The organism is Bradyrhizobium sp. JR4.1 (assembly GCF_040548605.1).
Lineage (GTDB): Bacteria > Pseudomonadota > Alphaproteobacteria > Rhizobiales > Xanthobacteraceae > Bradyrhizobium > Bradyrhizobium canariense.
Window position 1 is genome coordinate 1044253 of sequence record NZ_JBEPRY010000001.1, and the last position, 17019, is coordinate 1061271.

General features: G+C 64.3%; 18 protein-coding genes. 4 read left to right on the forward strand and 14 right to left on the reverse strand.

Annotated elements, in window-relative coordinates:
• Positions 1 to 35: 35 nt before the first annotated feature.
• The 11 genes from ABIB90_RS05020 to ABIB90_RS05070 all read right to left on the reverse strand — a co-directional run bounded on the left by ABIB90_RS05020 (position 36) and on the right by ABIB90_RS05070 (position 11732).
• Positions 36 to 2510 carry a DNA translocase FtsK gene (locus tag ABIB90_RS05020; RefSeq protein WP_035993868.1) on the reverse strand — a complete coding sequence of 825 codons (2475 nt, stop codon included), beginning with the start codon at positions 2508 to 2510 and terminating at the stop codon, positions 36 to 38.
• A 9-nt stretch (positions 2511 to 2519) separates the two neighbouring features.
• A complete protein-coding gene (locus ABIB90_RS05025) occupies positions 2520 to 3734 on the reverse strand; it encodes an aminotransferase class I/II-fold pyridoxal phosphate-dependent enzyme (RefSeq protein ID WP_354200338.1) in 1215 nt (404 codons plus the stop codon).
• A 310-nt stretch (positions 3735 to 4044) separates the two neighbouring features.
• Entirely contained in the window at positions 4045 to 4449 is a 405-nt protein-coding gene (locus ABIB90_RS05030; protein WP_007598639.1) for a GFA family protein, read from the reverse strand.
• 116 nt (positions 4450 to 4565) lie between these two features.
• On the reverse strand, positions 4566 to 6164 hold the full coding sequence (locus ABIB90_RS05035; RefSeq protein ID WP_354200339.1) for a caspase family protein: 1599 nt from the start codon (positions 6162 to 6164) through the stop codon (positions 4566 to 4568).
• A 207-nt stretch (positions 6165 to 6371) separates the two neighbouring features.
• On the reverse strand, positions 6372 to 7820 hold the full coding sequence (locus ABIB90_RS05040; RefSeq protein WP_007598641.1) for an ammonium transporter: 1449 nt from the start codon (positions 7818 to 7820) through the stop codon (positions 6372 to 6374).
• 38 nt (positions 7821 to 7858) lie between these two features.
• Entirely contained in the window at positions 7859 to 8197 is a 339-nt protein-coding gene (locus ABIB90_RS05045; RefSeq protein ID WP_007598642.1) for a P-II family nitrogen regulator, read from the reverse strand.
• A 423-nt stretch (positions 8198 to 8620) separates the two neighbouring features.
• On the reverse strand, positions 8621 to 9223 hold the full coding sequence (locus ABIB90_RS05050) for an ATP-dependent Clp protease proteolytic subunit (RefSeq protein WP_007598643.1): 603 nt from the start codon (positions 9221 to 9223) through the stop codon (positions 8621 to 8623).
• A gap of 41 nt (positions 9224 to 9264) precedes the next feature.
• A complete protein-coding gene (locus ABIB90_RS05055; protein ID WP_007598644.1) occupies positions 9265 to 9612 on the reverse strand; it encodes an SRPBCC family protein in 348 nt (115 codons plus the stop codon).
• A complete protein-coding gene (locus ABIB90_RS05060) occupies positions 9609 to 9923 on the reverse strand; it encodes an ArsR/SmtB family transcription factor (RefSeq protein ID WP_035993871.1) in 315 nt (104 codons plus the stop codon). The genes ABIB90_RS05055 and ABIB90_RS05060 overlap by 4 nt, the downstream gene beginning before the upstream one ends.
• Before the next feature lie 41 nt (positions 9924 to 9964).
• A complete protein-coding gene (locus ABIB90_RS05065; protein WP_354200340.1) occupies positions 9965 to 11266 on the reverse strand; it encodes an ammonium transporter in 1302 nt (433 codons plus the stop codon).
• Positions 11267 to 11393: 127 nt separating this feature from the next.
• Complete coding sequence (locus ABIB90_RS05070; protein WP_007598647.1) at positions 11394 to 11732, reverse strand: P-II family nitrogen regulator; 339 nt, start codon at positions 11730 to 11732, stop codon at positions 11394 to 11396.
• Between the two features lie 239 nt (positions 11733 to 11971).
• On the opposite strand from ABIB90_RS05070, the gene ABIB90_RS05075 reads away from it, so the two are divergent.
• Complete coding sequence (locus tag ABIB90_RS05075; protein WP_354200341.1) at positions 11972 to 12862, forward strand: DUF4339 domain-containing protein; 891 nt, start codon at positions 11972 to 11974, stop codon at positions 12860 to 12862.
• A gap of 40 nt (positions 12863 to 12902) precedes the next feature.
• Here the strand turns inward: ABIB90_RS05075 and tesB are convergent, their stop codons facing one another.
• The gene (gene tesB / locus ABIB90_RS05080) at positions 12903 to 13766 is read right to left on the reverse strand and encodes an acyl-CoA thioesterase II (RefSeq protein ID WP_219681884.1); all 864 of its coding nucleotides are present in this window, start codon (positions 13764 to 13766) and stop codon (positions 12903 to 12905) included.
• A gap of 138 nt (positions 13767 to 13904) precedes the next feature.
• On the opposite strand from tesB, the gene ABIB90_RS05085 reads away from it, so the two are divergent.
• A complete protein-coding gene (locus ABIB90_RS05085) occupies positions 13905 to 15125 on the forward strand; it encodes a ubiquinone biosynthesis hydroxylase (protein WP_354200342.1) in 1221 nt (406 codons plus the stop codon).
• 118 nt (positions 15126 to 15243) lie between these two features.
• Here the strand turns inward: ABIB90_RS05085 and ABIB90_RS05090 are convergent, their stop codons facing one another.
• A complete protein-coding gene (locus ABIB90_RS05090; protein WP_007598651.1) occupies positions 15244 to 15441 on the reverse strand; it encodes a Trm112 family protein in 198 nt (65 codons plus the stop codon).
• Between the two features lie 60 nt (positions 15442 to 15501).
• On the reverse strand, positions 15502 to 16032 hold the full coding sequence (locus ABIB90_RS05095) for a TetR/AcrR family transcriptional regulator (protein WP_354200343.1): 531 nt from the start codon (positions 16030 to 16032) through the stop codon (positions 15502 to 15504).
• 107 nt (positions 16033 to 16139) lie between these two features.
• Between ABIB90_RS05095 and ABIB90_RS05100 the strand changes: the two genes are divergently transcribed.
• Both ABIB90_RS05100 and ABIB90_RS05105 read left to right on the forward strand, forming a co-directional pair.
• Positions 16140 to 16490, forward strand: a complete 351-nt coding sequence (locus ABIB90_RS05100; protein WP_007598653.1) for a hypothetical protein — start codon at positions 16140 to 16142, stop codon at positions 16488 to 16490.
• Positions 16491 to 16708: 218 nt separating this feature from the next.
• Positions 16709 to 16987: a PepSY domain-containing protein gene (locus ABIB90_RS05105; protein ID WP_219681881.1), complete on the forward strand. Its 279-nt coding sequence runs from the start codon at positions 16709 to 16711 to the stop codon at positions 16985 to 16987.
• Positions 16988 to 17019 lie beyond the last annotated feature (32 nt).

The following is a 17019-nucleotide window of genomic DNA, read 5'->3' on the forward strand; positions in this document are numbered from 1 at the left end:
TTTTTGCGTGAAATGGTGGTCCGAGGCGGCTCGCCTCACATATGGCTGTCTTCTTCCTCGACCAGAATCTCGCGTTTGCCGGCGTGGTTGGCGGGTCCGACGATGCCCTCCAGTTCCATGCGCTCCATCAGCGATGCGGCGCGGTTATAGCCGATCTGCAGGCGGCGCTGGATGTAGCTGGTCGAGGCCTTGCGGTCGCGTTTGACGATCGCAACGGCCTGCGAGAACAAATCGCCGCCGCCATCCGCGCCCATGGCGGAGGCGTCGAACACCGCGCCGTCCTCGTCCTCGCTGGGTTCTTCGGCCGTGACGGCTTCGAGATATTCCGGCTGTCCCTGCGTCTTGAGGTGGCGCACCACCTTCTCGACTTCGTCGTCCGACGCGAACGGTCCGTGCACGCGGCTGATGCGACCGCCGCCGGCCATGTAGAGCATGTCGCCCTGGCCGAGCAGCTGCTCGGCGCCCATCTCGCCGAGAATCGTGCGGCTGTCGATCTTGGACGTGACCTGGAAGGCGATGCGGGTCGGGAAGTTCGCCTTGATGGTGCCGGTGATGACATCGACCGATGGACGCTGCGTGGCGAGGATCACGTGCAGGCCGGCTGCGCGCGCCATCTGCGCCAGACGCTGCACCGCGCCTTCGATGTCCTTGCCGGCAACCATCATCAGGTCGGCCATTTCGTCGACGATGATGACGATGTAGGGCAGCGGGTCGAGCGAGAGCTTCTCTTCCTCGTAGATCGCCTTGCCGGTTTCCTTGTCGAAGCCGGTGTGCACCGTGCGCGTTGGCTCTTCGCCCTTGGCCTTCAATTCGAGCAAGCGCGTGTTGTAACCGTCGATGTTGCGCACACCGAGCTTGGCCATGTTCTTGTAGCGCTCTTCCATCTCGCGCACGGCCCATTTCAGCGCGACCACCGCCTTCTTCGGGTCGGTCACGACGGGCGTGAGCAGATGGGGAATGCCGTCATAGACGGAGAGTTCGAGCATCTTCGGATCGACCATGATCAGGCGGCACTGGTCCGGGCGCAGCCGGTAGACCAGGCTGAGGATCATGGTGTTGATGGCGACCGATTTGCCGGAGCCGGTGGTACCGGCGATCAGCATGTGCGGCGTGCGTGCGAGGTCGATGATGACGGGATCGCCGCCGATGGTCTTGCCGAGGCAGAGCGGCAGCTTCGCAACCGAATCGACGGTCTCCTTGGCGACCAGCAGCTCGCGCAGATAGACCTTTTCGCGATGGGCGTTCGGCAGCTCGATGCCGATGGCGTTGCGGCCGGGCACGACGGCGACGCGCGCCGACAGCGCGCTCATCGAACGCGCGATGTCGTCGGACAATCCGATCACGCGCGACGATTTGATGCCCGGCGCCGGCTCCAGCTCGTACAGCGTGACCACGGGACCCGGATGGGCCTTCACGATCTCGCCGCGAACGCCGAAATCCTGCAGCACGCCTTCGAGCGCGCGCGAATTGGCTTCCAGCTCGGCCTTGCTGAGCGGCTGACGATCGCCGGCCTTCGGCGCGGCCAGCACCGACACGGACGGAAGCTCGAACTTGTCGGAGGATTTCTTGGAAGCGGCCTTGGGCGCAGCCTTCTTACGCGGGGCGCGCGCGGCCGGCTCCTCCTCCTCTTCCTCCTCCTCGTCGTCCTCGTGTTCGTCCTCGTCGTGCTCGTCTTCGGATTGGGGCGAGATCGACGGCGCGGTGCGGCCGCCACCGAGCTTCGGCTCCTGGCGGCTGAATGCAACGGCCTTGGTCTTCGGTCCGCTCGAGACCAGCGAGCGGTAGGCCGCACCAAGCAACCAGGTCAGTCGCGCCTTCGTGCTCATCAAGGCATGGAACAGCCAGCCCAGCGACACCGAACCGCGATCGCTGTCCTCGTCCTGTTCGAGCGGCTTGTCGTCGTCCTCGATGTCCGCGAGTTCGTCGTCATGCTCGCGTGCGCCGAGGCCGCAGGCGATCAGGAAGGTCGCCGCCATCGCCGCGAACAGGATCGTGCCGAGCACGATGCGATAGATCATGCCCGGCGGTCCGAAGATCACCGCGGGCGCGCGAACCAAGGCATCGCCGACCACGCCGCCGAGGCCTGTCGGCAGCGGCCAGGCGCCGCCATGCGGCCAGCAGCTGACGAAGCCCGCCGCGATCACCGTGCAGAGAATCCAGGAGCCGAGCCGCAGCGCCTCGCGGTCGAACGGGCGATGGGTCAGCATGCGCCACCCCCAGACCGCGATCGTCAGGACCAGCATGATCGCGCCGAGCCCGAGGATCTGCATCGCAAGGTCAGCGCCGATTGCGCCGGCATAGCCGAGAATGTTGCGGATCGGCCGCGACGTTGCGTGGCTGAGGCTGGGATCCTGCACTGACCAGGTCATCAGCGCCGCCGAGGCGACGCCCGACAATGCGATCAGGCCGAGACCGCTGAGCTCGCGCACGCGCCGCGCCAACCCCTCGCGGATCGAGGGCGGCAGATGGCCGACCAAGGGAATGACACGTTCGATTGTCGACATGCTCACGGGCCCCGCCTAACCCAGAGTCTCGACCAGGCGGTGCAGCGCCTGCGCCGTAGTCTCGCCATCCTGCACCAGCGCAAGGCGAATGTAGCCTGCGCCGGGATTGAAGCCGTCGGGCTGGAGCCGCGCCAGATAGCTGCCGGGCACCACGCGCACGCCTGCTTCCTTGAAGAGTTTCAGGCACACAGACACGTCGTCGCCGATTTCGGACGTGTTGAGCCAGACGCAGAAGCCGGCGTCGGGCCGGCGATAGCCGTAGCGATTGCCGATGATCTGGTCGGCGAGATCGAACTTGATCCGGTACAGCCTGCGGTTCTCCTCGACATGCGCCTCGTCGCCGTAAGCGACGGTCGCGACATGCTGGAGCGGTACCGGCACCTGCGGCGCCGCGATATTGCGCAGCTCGAGGAACATGCCGATGAGTTTTTTGTCGCCGGCGGCGAAGCCGACGCGCAGGCCCGGCAGGTTGGAGCGCTTCGACAGCGACTGGAACGCGACCACGCGGGTGAAATCAGGGCCGGCGCATTCGAGCGCGCTGCCGGGCGCTTCGCGGGTGTAGATCTCCGAATAGCACTCGTCGCTGAGGATCACGAAGCCGTAGCGGTCGGCGAGCTGCTTCAGGCGCGTGAAATAATCGCGCGAGGCGACCGAGCCCTGCGGGTTGGCGGGCGAAGCCAGATAGAACGCCACCGTGCGCGCCAGCGTCGCCTCGTCGATGGCGTCGAGATCGGGCAGGAAGCCGTTCTCGGCCGTGGTCGGCAGGTAGACCGGTTCGCAAGCCGCGGCGCGGGCGCCGGCGCCATAGACCGGATAGAACGGGTTCGGCATCAGGATCGCGGGCTTGCCGGGACGTGGGCCGACATAGCGCGCCGCCGCGATCGCGGCGAGGAACAGCCCCTCGCGGCTTCCATTGAGGACGAGAATCTCGCTCTCGGGATCGAGCGCGCGCGGCAGCCTGAAACGCGACGACAGCCAGGCGCCCGCAGCCTTGCGGAACGGGTCGGTGCCCTTGTTCGCGGGGTAACGGCCGAAATCGGCGATGTGCTTGGCCAGTACCGGGCCGACGAAGTCGGGCACGGGATGCTGCGGCTCGCCGACGGCAAGCGAAATCAACGGCTTGCCGGGCTGATGGGGTGCCAGCAGCTCGTTCAGCCGGACGAAGGGAGAGCGTTCGCTATCGGAGCTTCCACTGTCCTGCGGCGCACGGGATGAAGCGGTCATAGCCATTCTGGACGCCAGCACTCTTGGAACAGCCGGTCGCAGCAAGGCGCCGACGGGAAGCGGTTCAGTTCACCATAGATAGGGCGAGGTTAAGACGCGATTAACCATCGGTCGCCGGCTCCGTCCAGAGCAGGAAAAATAAGGCCGGATAACAACGGGATGGCTGCGGCGGTTCTTACCGCTCCCGCTTGCGGGAGAGGTCGCGCCGGAGGCGTGGGTGAGGGTTCTCTCCAAACAGGGACTGTCCCGATGTTGAGGCACCCTCTCCCCAGCCCTCCCCCGCATGCGAGGGAGGGAGCGCGCCGTCATCGCGGCTCTAGTGCGCCGGCAGCTTCTCGAATGTCGCCATGCCCGCGGGGATCGCGTGGAAGTCCTGCTTGTCGCAGGTGTAGATCGCCATCTGCGGATGGAACTGCGCAGGCTCGTCCAGCGTGCCGACCTTCAGGATCGCAGCCGGCAGTCCCGGAACCTTGGTCACCAGATGGGTGCCGCATTCGGCGCAGAATTCGCGCGTGACGGCGCGCTCGAGGTCCTTGCGGGTGAACTGCTTGGGCTGCCCGGCGATGTAGCTGAAGCCGGCCGCCGGCATCGCGATGAAGGTGTTGGGCGCGCCGCCCGAGATGTACTGGCACTCGCGGCAATGACACTGCGCCTGCATCATTGGGTCGCCCTCGGCGACATAGCGCACTTCGCCGCAATAGCATCCGCCTTCCAAACGCATGACGACCTCCCTTTTGTTGTTTCTTGTGGTCGATATTTCTGCGCCAGCGGTGCGGAATGGCAATCTTTTTCTTTGCGAGCGGACAAAGGCAGACCATCCGCAGCCGGTTCGTGCATCTATCGCTTGGCAAGCCCGCAGCCGTTGAATCCCCGGCCGCGCCAGCAACCGCTGCTCATGCACTCGGCTTCCAGCCGTGGACAAGCGGTTGAAGCGCAATCCGCGCGGCCGCCCATACTGACGCACGCCGTGGCGCACCTGCTTCGCATGAACGAACAGCTCATGCCGCTTCCGGTCTGCCGTGGTTGCCCTGCTCCGGCCTGATCTGGCGGCAGCACGGCCCTCTTGTCGTCGCGCTTGGTCGGCCGCTTCGAATCAGGTTGGCCCGGACTTGCAGCGGGGCTCGGTGTCGTCAGCTTGGAGAGCTCCATCCGACACGGTCGGCCGGTCTCGGTGCGGACGCCGGCGCCGGTGGTTTCTTTCAGCTCGAGTGCCAGCTTGTACTGATAGGGCGCGCCGGCGGTGCGGCGAAGCGGATCCTTTTCGCCAATCAGCCCGTTGACGGTGACAGTCGCGCTGCCGTCCGCTTCAATCTTCCCGTCATAGATTGTGGCACCGGGCTTGCCCTCTTCCCCGGAGAGAGTGTGCAGCACGCCATCCTTGACGCGCAGCGCATACTGGAAATAGGCCTCGGGAAACGGGGGCTTGTTCTCGCAAGTTTCCTTCGCGATCCAGGTTCCATCGAACGCGGTTACGCGCTTGGCGGCGTCTGATGGTTTCGCCAAAGTCTCGATGCGCGATTTCGCCAAATCTGCGAACGCGCACGCCGGGAAGCGTGCGAGGTGATCCTTGAACGCCGCGAGCGTTCCCAGCGCTTCCGCGCTACGCCAATGGTCGCTGGCCTCCGCGCAGGGATCGACCTGAGGCGTCGCAGGAGACAACGCCGCCGTTTCGGGCTTGCCGTTGAGGTAGAACTCGCCGAAGAACGACAGCGACAGCTCCGGCACTTGCAAGCCTTTGGAGCGCTGGTAGACGCCGGCGCTGATCGTCTGAAATACCGTGTTGACGTTGCCCTTGTCGCCGATGTGCTCCAGGAACGCGCTGGTATAGGGGCTGTTGCGGCCGCTGCCGTCGTCGGCAGTCCGGCCGGCCTGTGTCGCGTAGGAAATGATGGTGCCCTCGGGACTTTCCATCTTGGCGAGGCCGCGAGAGACGGTGACGCCACGGCCCTGTCCGACGTTTCGCCGCAACTCGTCGGCAAATGGATTGTCGCGGCAGGCGTCGAGCACGAGGATGCGCAGGTTCTTCGCCTGCTGGAGATCCGCCAGGATCTCGTCGGCGCGTACCAGGCGGCGCAGATCGACCTCGTCGCGAACGACGGCATCGACAGGCACCAGATAGTTGACGCCGGCGAACTGGAGCGCGTGCCCGCTGTAGTAGAACAGGGCGACATCGGCGCCGCGAGCCTCACGCGCGAAGCGAAGAATGGTGTCCTGCATGGCGGACTGGCCGAGGTCGGTCGCGACCAGAGGATCGAACCCCGATCGCTTGAGGGCCGCGCCGACATCGGCCGCATCATTGGTCGGATTGGCGAGCGTGGGAACGTTTCGGTAGGCGCCGTTGCCAATCACCAGCGCGACGCGCTTGTCCGCACGGGCATCGAGGCTCGACAAAGCGAGCAACAGGAAGCACCAGACCAGGCAATAGGGCAGACGCATGAAATCCTGCTCCAAATGGGGAGCATGATATTCAACAAGCTCGCAGCAATGCAATTTAACTTATGACGGCCCAGCGGTGCTCGGGTCCAAAAAGAAAGGGGCTCCAACTTGCGCTGGAGCCCCTCAACGGCCGGGACATTGCCGGGTATGTGCCCCAAACCGTAGTTGTGAGCGCGACCTCCGAGGAGGCCGCGCCCGGGAGGAGACTTACATGTTGTAGGCGCGCTCGGTGTGCTCGGTGATGTCGAGGCCTTCACGCTCGCTCTCGACATTGGCGCGGAGGCCAACGATCACATCGACGACCTTGTAGAGGATCGCCGAACCGATACCCGACCACACCAGCGTGGTGCCGACGCCCCAGACCTGGGAGATCATCTGCGCTGCGAAGTCGTAATCGGCAACCTTCGGCGGGATCGCGGTGTAGTCGATGATGCCCGCACCACCCAACGCCGGATTGACGAGGATGCCGGTGCCGAGGGCGCCGATGATGCCGCCGACGCAGTGCACGCCGAACACATCGAGGGAGTCATCGTAGCCGAGCGCGTTCTTCACGACGGTGCAGAAGAACAGGCAGACCACGCCGACCACGAGGCCGAGGACGATCGCACCCATCACGCCGGAGAAGCCGGCGGCAGGCGTGACGGCCACGAGGCCCGCGACAGCGCCGGAGATGACGCCGAGCACGGACGGGTGACCCTTGATGATCCACTCCGCGAACATCCACGACAGCGCGGCGGCTGCGGTGGCGACGAAGGAGTTGGTCATGGCAAGCGCTGCGCCGCCATTGGCTTCGAGGTTGGAGCCGGCGTTGAAGCCGAACCAGCCGACCCAGAGCAGCGAGGCGCCGATCATCGACATGGTCAGCGAGTGCGGAGCCATCAGCTCCTTGCCGTAACCGACGCGCTTACCGATCAGCAGAGCGCCGACGAGGCCTGCGATGCCGGCGTTGATGTGCACCACGGTGCCGCCCGCGAAGTCGATCGCGCCCTTCTTGAAGATCCAGCCTGCGTCGGCGTTGATCTCGTCGAGCTTGGCCTGCGCCGCGGTCTTCGCCGCGCCATCAGCCGCAGCAGCCAGAGCCTTGGCAGCGTCCTGGATCATGTCCGGGCCGGGCCAATACCAGACCATGTGCGCGATTGGGAAGTAGATCAGCGTGACCCAGAGCGGGATGAAGAGCGCAATCGCCGCGAACTTCATGCGCTCGGCAAAGGCGCCGACGATGAGGGCGGGCGTGATCGCTGCGAAGGTCATCTGGAAGCACATATAGATGAGCTCCGAGATGTTGGCGTCGACCGAGAAGGTCGCAGCCTTCGAGTCGGTGGTGACGCCCATCATGAAGGCCTTGGAGAAGCCGCCGATGAAGTCCGAGCCGCCGGTGAAGGTGAGGCTGTAGCCGTACACGGCCCAGATCACGGTGACGACGCAGACGGTGTAGAACACCTGCATCAGGACCGAGAGCATGTTCTTGGAGCGGACGAGGCCGCCGTAGAACAGCGCGAGGCCGGGGATCGTCATCAACAGCACGAGCACTGTCGATGTCAGCATCCAGGCGTTGTCTCCCTTGTTGACCGTTGGCTCGGCATAGGCTGCGGTCGCAGCGAACAGGCCGACTGCGAGAGCCGCCAATCCCGCGCCATAGGGACGCTTAAACGTCATTTCATTTACTCCTGATTGAATTTTGATTGAGCGCGAAATCAAAGGGCCGCAGCATCGGCCTCGCCGGTGCGGATGCGAACCGCATGGTCGAGATTGATGACGAAGATCTTGCCGTCGCCGATCTGACCGGTTTTCGCGGCGGTCGTGATGGCGTCGATGGTCTTGTCGACCTGGTCGGAGGCGACAGCGACCTCGATCTTGATCTTGGGCAGGAAGCTCACGGCATATTCGGCGCCGCGATAGATTTCCGTATGGCCCTTCTGGCGGCCATATCCCTTGACTTCCGTCACCGTGAGACCGTGAACGCCGATGGCGGTCAGGGCGTCACGGACTTCTTCCAGCTTGAATGGCTTAATAATCGCCATAACAATTTTCATGGGTCCTATCCCCGCTTGGGCCCGGTCCGGACGTGGCCGGGCGTTTCTCGACTGGTTCGCCACGAGGGAGAAAGTTCACTACGCGGGCACAGCCAGGACCCTTAGAATCAAATGCCGTGCCAGATCGGGCGTGTTGGCTAACGGGCTATGAAAACGGGTGTTTTCGCGTTTGACGCGTAGTGCGGTGCGGTGCGCTATTACGCCGCGCTCAATACCTGACCATGCCTGATTAAAATAAAGGCACGTCAAGCTGCCGACACATTGATGCTCATGCGCCGGGCAGCAGAACGGTATTTCCGTAAGGCGGACGCCTGTTGCAGGGCTTGTCGTGCGGCGAAATATCGGACCCCCCGCACTTGTGCTCACGGAATGCGCGTAACCGGCCGCGGGGCGAGCTCGCCGGACGGTTGCAGGCAGAGACCGTCAGGCGGCGCTGCGTTCCGTGAACACCCGGTCGATCAGCCCCCAGTCGACCGCCTGCTGCGCGGTCATGAAGTGGTCGCGGTCCAGGGTCCGTTCCACGTCCGGTTCGGGGCGCCCGCAATGCTGGGCATAGAGCCGGATGATGCGCCGCTTGGTTTCCTGCATCTCGGTGGCATGGATCAGGATGTCGGACGCCTGGCCCTGAAAGCCGCCGAGCGGCTGATGCACGTGAAGGCTCGCATTGGGCAGGGCGGCGCGGTGACCGGGCTCGCCGGCCATCAGCAGGAACGAGCCCATCGAGCGCGCGGTGCCCATGCACAGCGTATGCACCGGCGCCTTGATGAATTGCATGGTGTCGTACATCGCAAGGCCAGCGGTGACCACGCCGCCATAGGAATTGATGTAGAGATTGATCGGCTTGTTCGGATTCTCCGCCTCCAGGAACAAGAGCTGCGCGCAGACGAGGCCCGACATCGCATCATTGACCTCGCCGTTGAGGAAGATGATGCGCTCGCGCAGCAGGCGCGAATAGATGTCGAAGGATCGTTCGCCGCGGGCGGATTGTTCGACGACCATAGGGACGAGCTGAAGCATGTCGCGCATCGGCGACCTCCATGTCTGCGGGTGGTGAAGTGGTGTTGGTGTTAGGCGGCCGCGCGCATCAGGCAGCCATTGCTGTTGGCCGGCTGCGGCAGCTTCATGCAGGTTTGCTGGATGATGCGGAAGCGGGTGCCGCCATCCTCGTTCGGTTCGATCCGGAAGATGACATGGCTTTCGCGAAACGGCGGTTCGGAATCGCGAAGCCGGTAGCGCACCTCCTGGCCTGGGATTGATGATTCCGGCTCGGCGCCCGCAAGGTCGCAATCCGGCAGCCAGCGCTCGCGCAACGCCGGAATGGTCACCGCGCGCCAGACCTTGGCCGGCGGCGCATCGAATTCATATTCGAGGACGAGAGCTGCGTCGGAGGGATCAGGCTTCGCGGCGTCGCTCATTGATCCATCTCCTTCAAGAGATCGGCGAGGGCATCCATGCGTTTCGGCCAATAGGCGCGGTACCGCGCAAGCCAGGTCCCGATGGCGAGAATTCCTTCGGGATCGACTTCGTAATTCACAAAGCGGCCCTGCCGCTGTTCGCGCACCAGGCCCGCCCCGCGCAGCACCGCAAGATGCTGCGACATCGCCGGTTGGCTGATCTCTAATCCGTCGCGCAAAGCGCTCGCATTCAGGCTTCCGCCGGCAAGCTTCTCAAAGACCTTGCGGCGGGTCGGGTCGGCCAGCGCCTTGAAGATGTCAGCTTCGATCATGGCCACACATAAGCACGTGCTTATGTGTTGCGCAAGCCCAATTACTGCAGCGCTTCGCCGTGCTGCGAAATATCCAGCCCTTCGAGCTCGTGCTCACGGGAGACGCGCAACGGCACGAACAGGCTGACCAGCTTGAGCAGGACGAAGCTCACGCCTGCCGACCAGACGAAGGTGACGGCGACCCCATACAGCTGGATCAGAAGCTGCTGCGGATGGCCTTCGAGCAGGCCGGCGGTGCCGCCGATGGCGCTGGTTGCGAACACGCCGGCCAGCAGGGTCCCGGTCAGGCCGCCGATGCCGTGGACGCCGAACACGTCGAGCGAATCGTCATAGTCGAACCGGTGCTTCAGCCAGGTGCAGGCCCAGTAGCAGACGAGGCCTGCGATCACGCCGATGACGATACCGTGCCAGGGCGCCACGAATCCCGAGGCCGGCGTGATGGTGCCGAGGCCGGCGACCGCGCCGGAGATCATGCCGAGCACGGACGGCTTGCGCCGCGTCGACCATTCGATCGCACCCCAGGTCAGCGCGCCGGAGCAGGCTGCGAGATGGGTCGCGATGATCGCCAGCACCGCGCGCGAATTGGCTGCGCCCGCCGAGCCGCCGTTGAAACCGAACCAGCCGACCCACAACAGGCCGGTGCCCATCACCGCGAGCGACAGATCGAACGGCGAAAGATTTTCGGTGCCGTAGCCGTGACGGCGTCCCATCACCTTCGCCGCGACGAGGCCGGCGGTGCCGGCCGACAGATGCACCACCAGGCCGCCGGCGAAATCCAGCACGCCCATGCTCGCGAGGAAGCCGCCGCCCCACACCCAATGCGCCAGCGGAATGTAGACGAAGATGAACCATGCGACCGAGAAGAGGAGATAGGCGGAGAACCGCATCCGGTCGGCGACCGCGCCCGCGACCAGCGCCACCGTGATGATCGCAAACGTCATCTGGTACAGCATGAACAGCGCTTCCGGGATCGTCTTCGCCGCCGGGTTGACGCTGTCCATGGTCATGCCGGCGAGGAACCAGCGGTCGAGCGTGCCGATCCATGGGCCGTCGCCGACGAAGCACAGCGAATAGCCGAAGGCGACCCAGAGAATGGAGATGATCGTCACCGCGGCGAGGCTCTGCGCCATGGTGGCGAGCACGTTCTTCTTGCGCACCATGCCGGAATAGAACAGCGCGAGCCCCGGGATCGTCATCATCAGCACCAATGCGGTGGCGACGATCATCCAGGCGGTGTCGGCGGTGTTGATCTCGGAGCCCGCGGCGCGCGCCGGCGAAGCCATGATCGACACAAGCCCGATCGGCGCGGCCATAGCAGCCGCGCGGCGCAACAATCCCGCCATGTCGTTTCCCCCAGCTATTGATTGCGTCGCACGCCGTGGCGCCGTTGCCCGGTGCGATCGAAGAAGAAGAGCGTTTTCGCGCGAAGTGGATACCGGTTCGCGAAAGGAAAACGCGTCAAAGCAAGAATCAGAGCGCGTCGCTGTCAGTCTCGCCGGTGCGAATGCGGGTCGCGTGATCAATCGGCGTGACGAAGATCTTGCCGTCACCGATCTGGCCGGTGCGCGCGGTCGCGGTGATGACGGCGACCGCCTTCTCGGCGATATCGGAGGCGACCGCGATCTCGATCCGCAGCTTCGGCAGGAAATTCACCACGTACTCAGCGCCGCGATAGATCTCGGTGTGGCCCTTTTGGCGGCCATAGCCCTTCACTTCGGTCACGGTCATGCCGTGGACGCCGATCGCCGTCAGTGCCTGGCGGACTTCATCGAGCTTGAAGGGTTTGATGATCGCGACGACGAGTTTCATGGTCAGGCCTATTCCCCGGGATGCGCCGCGCCGTATGTCCCCGGCGCTGCGTCAATCTGGCATCTTTCCGGGCAAATGGCATAAAAAAGTTGCAGATTGAAGCGGAAAATCGTTGGGCTATGTGAACGGCCGCCTCTGTACAGGGCAGCCGTTCATCCTCCACAATGCGTTTTTGGCATGGATGCGATGAACCCAAGCGTCGCGGCCGGTACAAAACTATGTTTGAGGGGGGACGCTTCATGGCGAGTTGGTTCTACGCATCCGAGGGCAAGCAGCAGGGGCCCTACCAGGAAGGGCAATTCCGCGACCTCGTCGCCCAGGGAGTCGTGCGCCCCGATACGCTGGTGTGGTCGGAGGGCATGGCCGGCTGGCAGAAGGCGGCCGAAATCCCTGGCCTGATCAGCGGCGGCGGTGCGCCCCCGATGATGCCGGCTGGCGGCCCGCCCATGATGGGCTCCGGGGGTTACGGCGGCGGTGGCACCGGAGGATCGCTGGCGGTCGATTTCGGCATCCTCGAGTTCACCTGGCGCAGCATCGTGATGCTGATCGGCATGTGCTTCATCATCCCGGTGCCGTGGGTGTTCGTCTGGTACACGAAATGGATCGTGTCCTGCGTGAAGGTCCCCGGACGGCCCAATCTCAGCTTCACCGGCAATGCGATGGCGCTGGTGCCCTGGTATTTCGGCTTCATCGTGCTGGCGATCGTGATCGGGTTGATCGGCGTCCCCTTGCTGAGCAATTTGCTGTTCATCGCCCAGATCGTTCTCTACTGGCTCCTGATCAAATGGATGGTCGCGAACCTCGCCTCCAACGGGCAGCCGCTCGGCCTGAGCTTCACCGGCACGGTCTGGGCCTATGTCGGCTGGAGCCTGCTGTTTGCGATCTCCATCATCACCATCATCGGCTGGGCCTGGGTCGCCGCGGCTCAAATGCGCTGGTTCTGCCGCAGCATCGAAGGCACGCGGCGCGAGATCGTCTTCAACGGCAGCGGTCTCGGGATTCTCTGGCGGGGCATCGTGGCTGCATTCCTTTGCGGCTTCATCATCCCGATCCCGTGGGTGTATCGCTGGATCATGAACTGGTTCGCGTCGGAGACCGTCCTGGCTCCGCGAGGATCGCTCCGGACCTGACCTCGAGAGGCATAAGCGCGATCGATCGTGCTTATGCCTCTCAGGCTTTCCGTTCGCGCACCGAGCCTTCTTGCGCGACGGAAGCCACCAGCGTGCCGTCGGGCTTGAAGATCGAGCCGCGGGTCAAGCCGCGGCCGCTTCGGGCGCTTGGCGAATCCTGTGCGTAGAGCAGCCATTCGTCGGCGCGGAACGGGCGGTGAAACCACATCGCGTGGTCGAGGCTCGCCGGCATCATGCGCTTGTCGAACAGGGTGCGGCCGTAGCGCGCCATGATCGCGTCGAGCAGCGAGAAGTCGGACGCGTAGGCCAGCGCGCACATGTGCAGCGCCGGATCGTCCGGCAGCGTTGCCGCGGTCTTGATCCAGACATGGATGCGGCCGTCCTCGATCTTTTGGCCGAAATAGCGGCCGAGCTCGACCGGGCGCAGCTCGATCGGACGGTCGGATTCATAGTAGCGGCGGATGAACTCCGGCATCTCCTTGAACATCGGCTGCTTCGCGACCTCCTCCGCCGTCAGCTTTTCCGGCCGCGGCACGTCGGGCATCTTGTCCTGGTGATCGAACGCGCTCTCTTCCTCGGCATGGAACGACACCATGATCGAGAAGATCGCGTTGCCGTGCTGAATCGCGGTGACGCGTCGCGTCGAGTAGCTCTTGCCGTCGCGCAGGCGCTCGACCTGGTAGATGATCGGGATCTGCGGATCGCCCGGCAGGACGAAATAGCAATGCAGCGAATGCGGCAGCCTGCCCTCGACGGTGCGGCACGCTGCAACCATCGCCTGCCCGATCACCTGGCCGCCGAACACCCGTTGCCAGCTCGTCTTCGGACTGTTGCCGCGGAACAGATTCACCTCGAGCTGTTCGAGGTCGAGGATCGAGATGAGGTCGATCAGGCTCTTGGACATGGAATTCAGCTTTCGCCTTGCCGCCCCGGCTTCGCTGCTCCGGAATGACACAATGGGGGCTTTCCGCCCTTGTTTCACCGCACTGTTTCGCCCACCTCAAGTCTGCTAGCAAGGCCAGGATTTAGCCGGGAATTGGATATGTCGGTACAGGGTAGCATTGTCATCGGTGGCGGCGCGTTTGCGGGCCTGGCGCTGGCTGTGGCGTTGCGCCAGGGACTCGGCCCCGAGATCCCCGTCATCGTCGCCGACCCCGCGCTCTCCACACGTCCGAGCCGGGACCCGCGCGCCACCGCGATCGTGGCCGCCTGCCGCCGCCTGTTCGAGGCGATCGGCGCCTGGGATGACGTCAGGGGCGAGGCGCAGCCCATCCTCGACATGGCCGTCACCGATTCCAAGCTGGAAGACGCCACCCGTCCGGCGTTCCTCAACTTTGCCGGCGATGTCGCGCCGGGCGAGCCCTTCGCGCATATGGTCGAGAACCGCCGCCTGATCGATGCGCTGGTGGTCCGCGCCGAGGCCGAGGGCATTGATCTCCGCGCGACCACCGTGTCGTCTTACGACGCGCGGGCCGAGGGCATCGATGTGACGCTCGGCGACGGCAGCGTCATTGCGGCGAGCCTCCTGGTTGCGGCCGACGGCGCGAAGTCGAAACTGCGCGAGCGCGCCGGCATCGCCACCCATGGCTGGGAATACGATCAATCCGGCATCGTCGTCACCGTCGGCCATGATCGCGATCATGAAGGCCGCGCCGAAGAGCATTTTCTGCCGGCGGGCCCGTTCGCGATCCTGCCGCTTTCGGGCAAGCGCTCCTCGCTGGTCTGGACCGAGCGCCGCAGCGAAGCCGCGCGTATCATTGCGTTGAGCGATGAGGAATTTCACGGCGAGCTCGAGCAGCGCTTCGGCCTGCATCTCGGCGAGGTGAAGGCGCTCGACAAGCCGCGCGCGTTTCCGCTGTCCTATTTCGTCGCACGCTCCTTCATTGCCCAGCGCCTCGCGCTTGTCGGCGATTCCGCCCACGTCATCCACCCCATCGCGGGCCAGGGTCTCAACATGGGACTGAAGGACGTCGCCGCACTGGCCGAGGTCGTGGTCGATGCCGCGCGGCTCGGCATGGATATCGGCGCCGCCGACGTGCTCGAACGTTACCAGCGCTGGCGCCGCTTCGACACCATGGCCATGGGCGTTGCCACCAACTCGCTGAACTTCCTGTTCTCCAACCAGTCCACCTTGCTGCGCACCGTCCGCGACATCGGCCTCGGCCTCGTCGATCGCGCCCCGCCGCTGAAGAATCTTTTTATCCGCCAAGCCGCGGGTTTGACCGGTGAGATACCGCGGCTGTTGAAGGGCGAGGCGCTGTAGGATTTTCGGTAGCCCGGATGGAGCGCAGCGTATTCCGGCGCCGCTGCGTCATACGAGGAACCCCGGATTTCGCTGCGCTCCATCCGGGCTACAAGTCTCTCATCGGGCCACAAGTCTCTCAATCGATCTTGCGGGCCTCTTCCGGCAGCATGATCGGAATGCCGTCGCGGATCGGATAGGCGAGCTTGGCGCTGCGCGAGATCAGCTCCTGCTTTGCAGAATCGAACTCCAGCGGGCCCTTGGTCAGCGGGCAGACCAAAATCTCCAGCAATTTGGGATCGACGCTGGCTTCGGGGCGTTCGGTGGGCGCGTTCATGGGGGTCTCCGGCGGTCGGTTGCCTTTAGCATAAAAAATCGTAGCAGCCCATTGCGTCGCTCAAGCCGAAGCCATCCGCAGGATCTCGTCGAGCAGGCCCTCGAGCCGCGCGGCCGGCAATGGCGGGCCCGACAGGGCGAAGCCGAGAAACGTCCAGTACAGGATTTGGGCGCGGGCTCGCGCCGTCGCCGCCTCGAACCCGCGCTTCCTCAGCAACTCTTCGATATAGTCGAGCCTGCGCCGGTCGATGGCACGCACCGCCGTCTGTGCCGCCGCATCGAAGGCCGCCCAGTTCCGCACCGCGCGCTCGAGGTCGAGCCGCGCGCCAAAAGTCCTGCGCAGCAGCGCTTTCAGCGGCTCGTCGCTATCCGCCTCGACATCGGCGATGATCTGCTCGGCCGCGATCTCGCGCCAGCGCTTCAGGAGAGCGGCATGGAATGCGCCGAGATCGGCGAAATGCCAATAGAAGCTGCCGCGCGAGACCCCCATGGCTTTCGCCAGCGGATCGGCCTTCAGCGCGGTGAAGCCGTCTCTCGCTAGCGCCTTCAGGCCCCGTTTGATCCAGTCGTCGGCGTTCAGCTGTTCTGCCATGTCGGATTCCGGATGCAAACCATACACTAGTGTATTGACAGCCGGCAGGCCAGCGCCTATCTCACCATACACAACTGTATGGACGAAATTTGCAGGGAGCTTTGACGATGCGTGATCTCTTGCTCCAGTGCGCCGGGGTCGTGACCATTGCCGTGGCCCTCATTCACGGCATTCTCGGCGAGACCAAGGTCTTTGCCCGCGCCCGCATAGAGCCGGAACGGCTCCGCACCCTGATCCGCCTGGTGTGGCAGGCCTCGACCGTCGCCTGGATCGGCGGAGGTGCGCTCCTGATCGCGGCGCCCTGGATGCAATCGGAGCCGGCGCGCCACTGGATCGTCGTCACCATGGCCGGCGTGTTCGGCTTCGCTGCTTTCGCCAACGCATGGGCCACGCGCGGCCGGCATTTTGGATGGATGGCGCTAAGTGCCGTCGTCGCGATGGCGGTTGCCGGCTACTGAGCGGCGCGCCCGATCTGCTTGCCATCAAACCGTGAGACGTAAGGCCGCAGTGTCGCTGTAAACACGCGCTGCATACGGAGAGCGCTGAGCTTTTTCGGATCGTTAGAATAACTCTAAAGCCAACTGCTTCTGAACCGCATTGACTTCATCATGTGCTTTGCTTCCTTCGGTCCCGCTTCGCCTCAGGCGTAGCGCCCACGACAGAAGAGGAGACGTTCGTGAAGGTTATTCGTGTTGCTGCCGTTGCATTGACGATCGGGATTGGCATGGGATCGGCAGCCTTGGCCGATGGTTTCAAGGACTGCACCAAGCTCGACAAGGCGTCGTGGAAGCCGGCGAGCGAAGCCGAAGCCAAGGCCAAGACGCTCGGCTACGAGGTGCGGCGCTCAAAGATCGAAGGGTCGTGCTACGAGGTCTACGGCGTCAAGGAAGGCAAGCTTTACGAGCTGTTCTACAGCCCCGAAGATCTGAGCCTGAAGCACACGATTGCGAAGTAGACCGCGCGAGACGGCTCGCGCCAAATGAACTG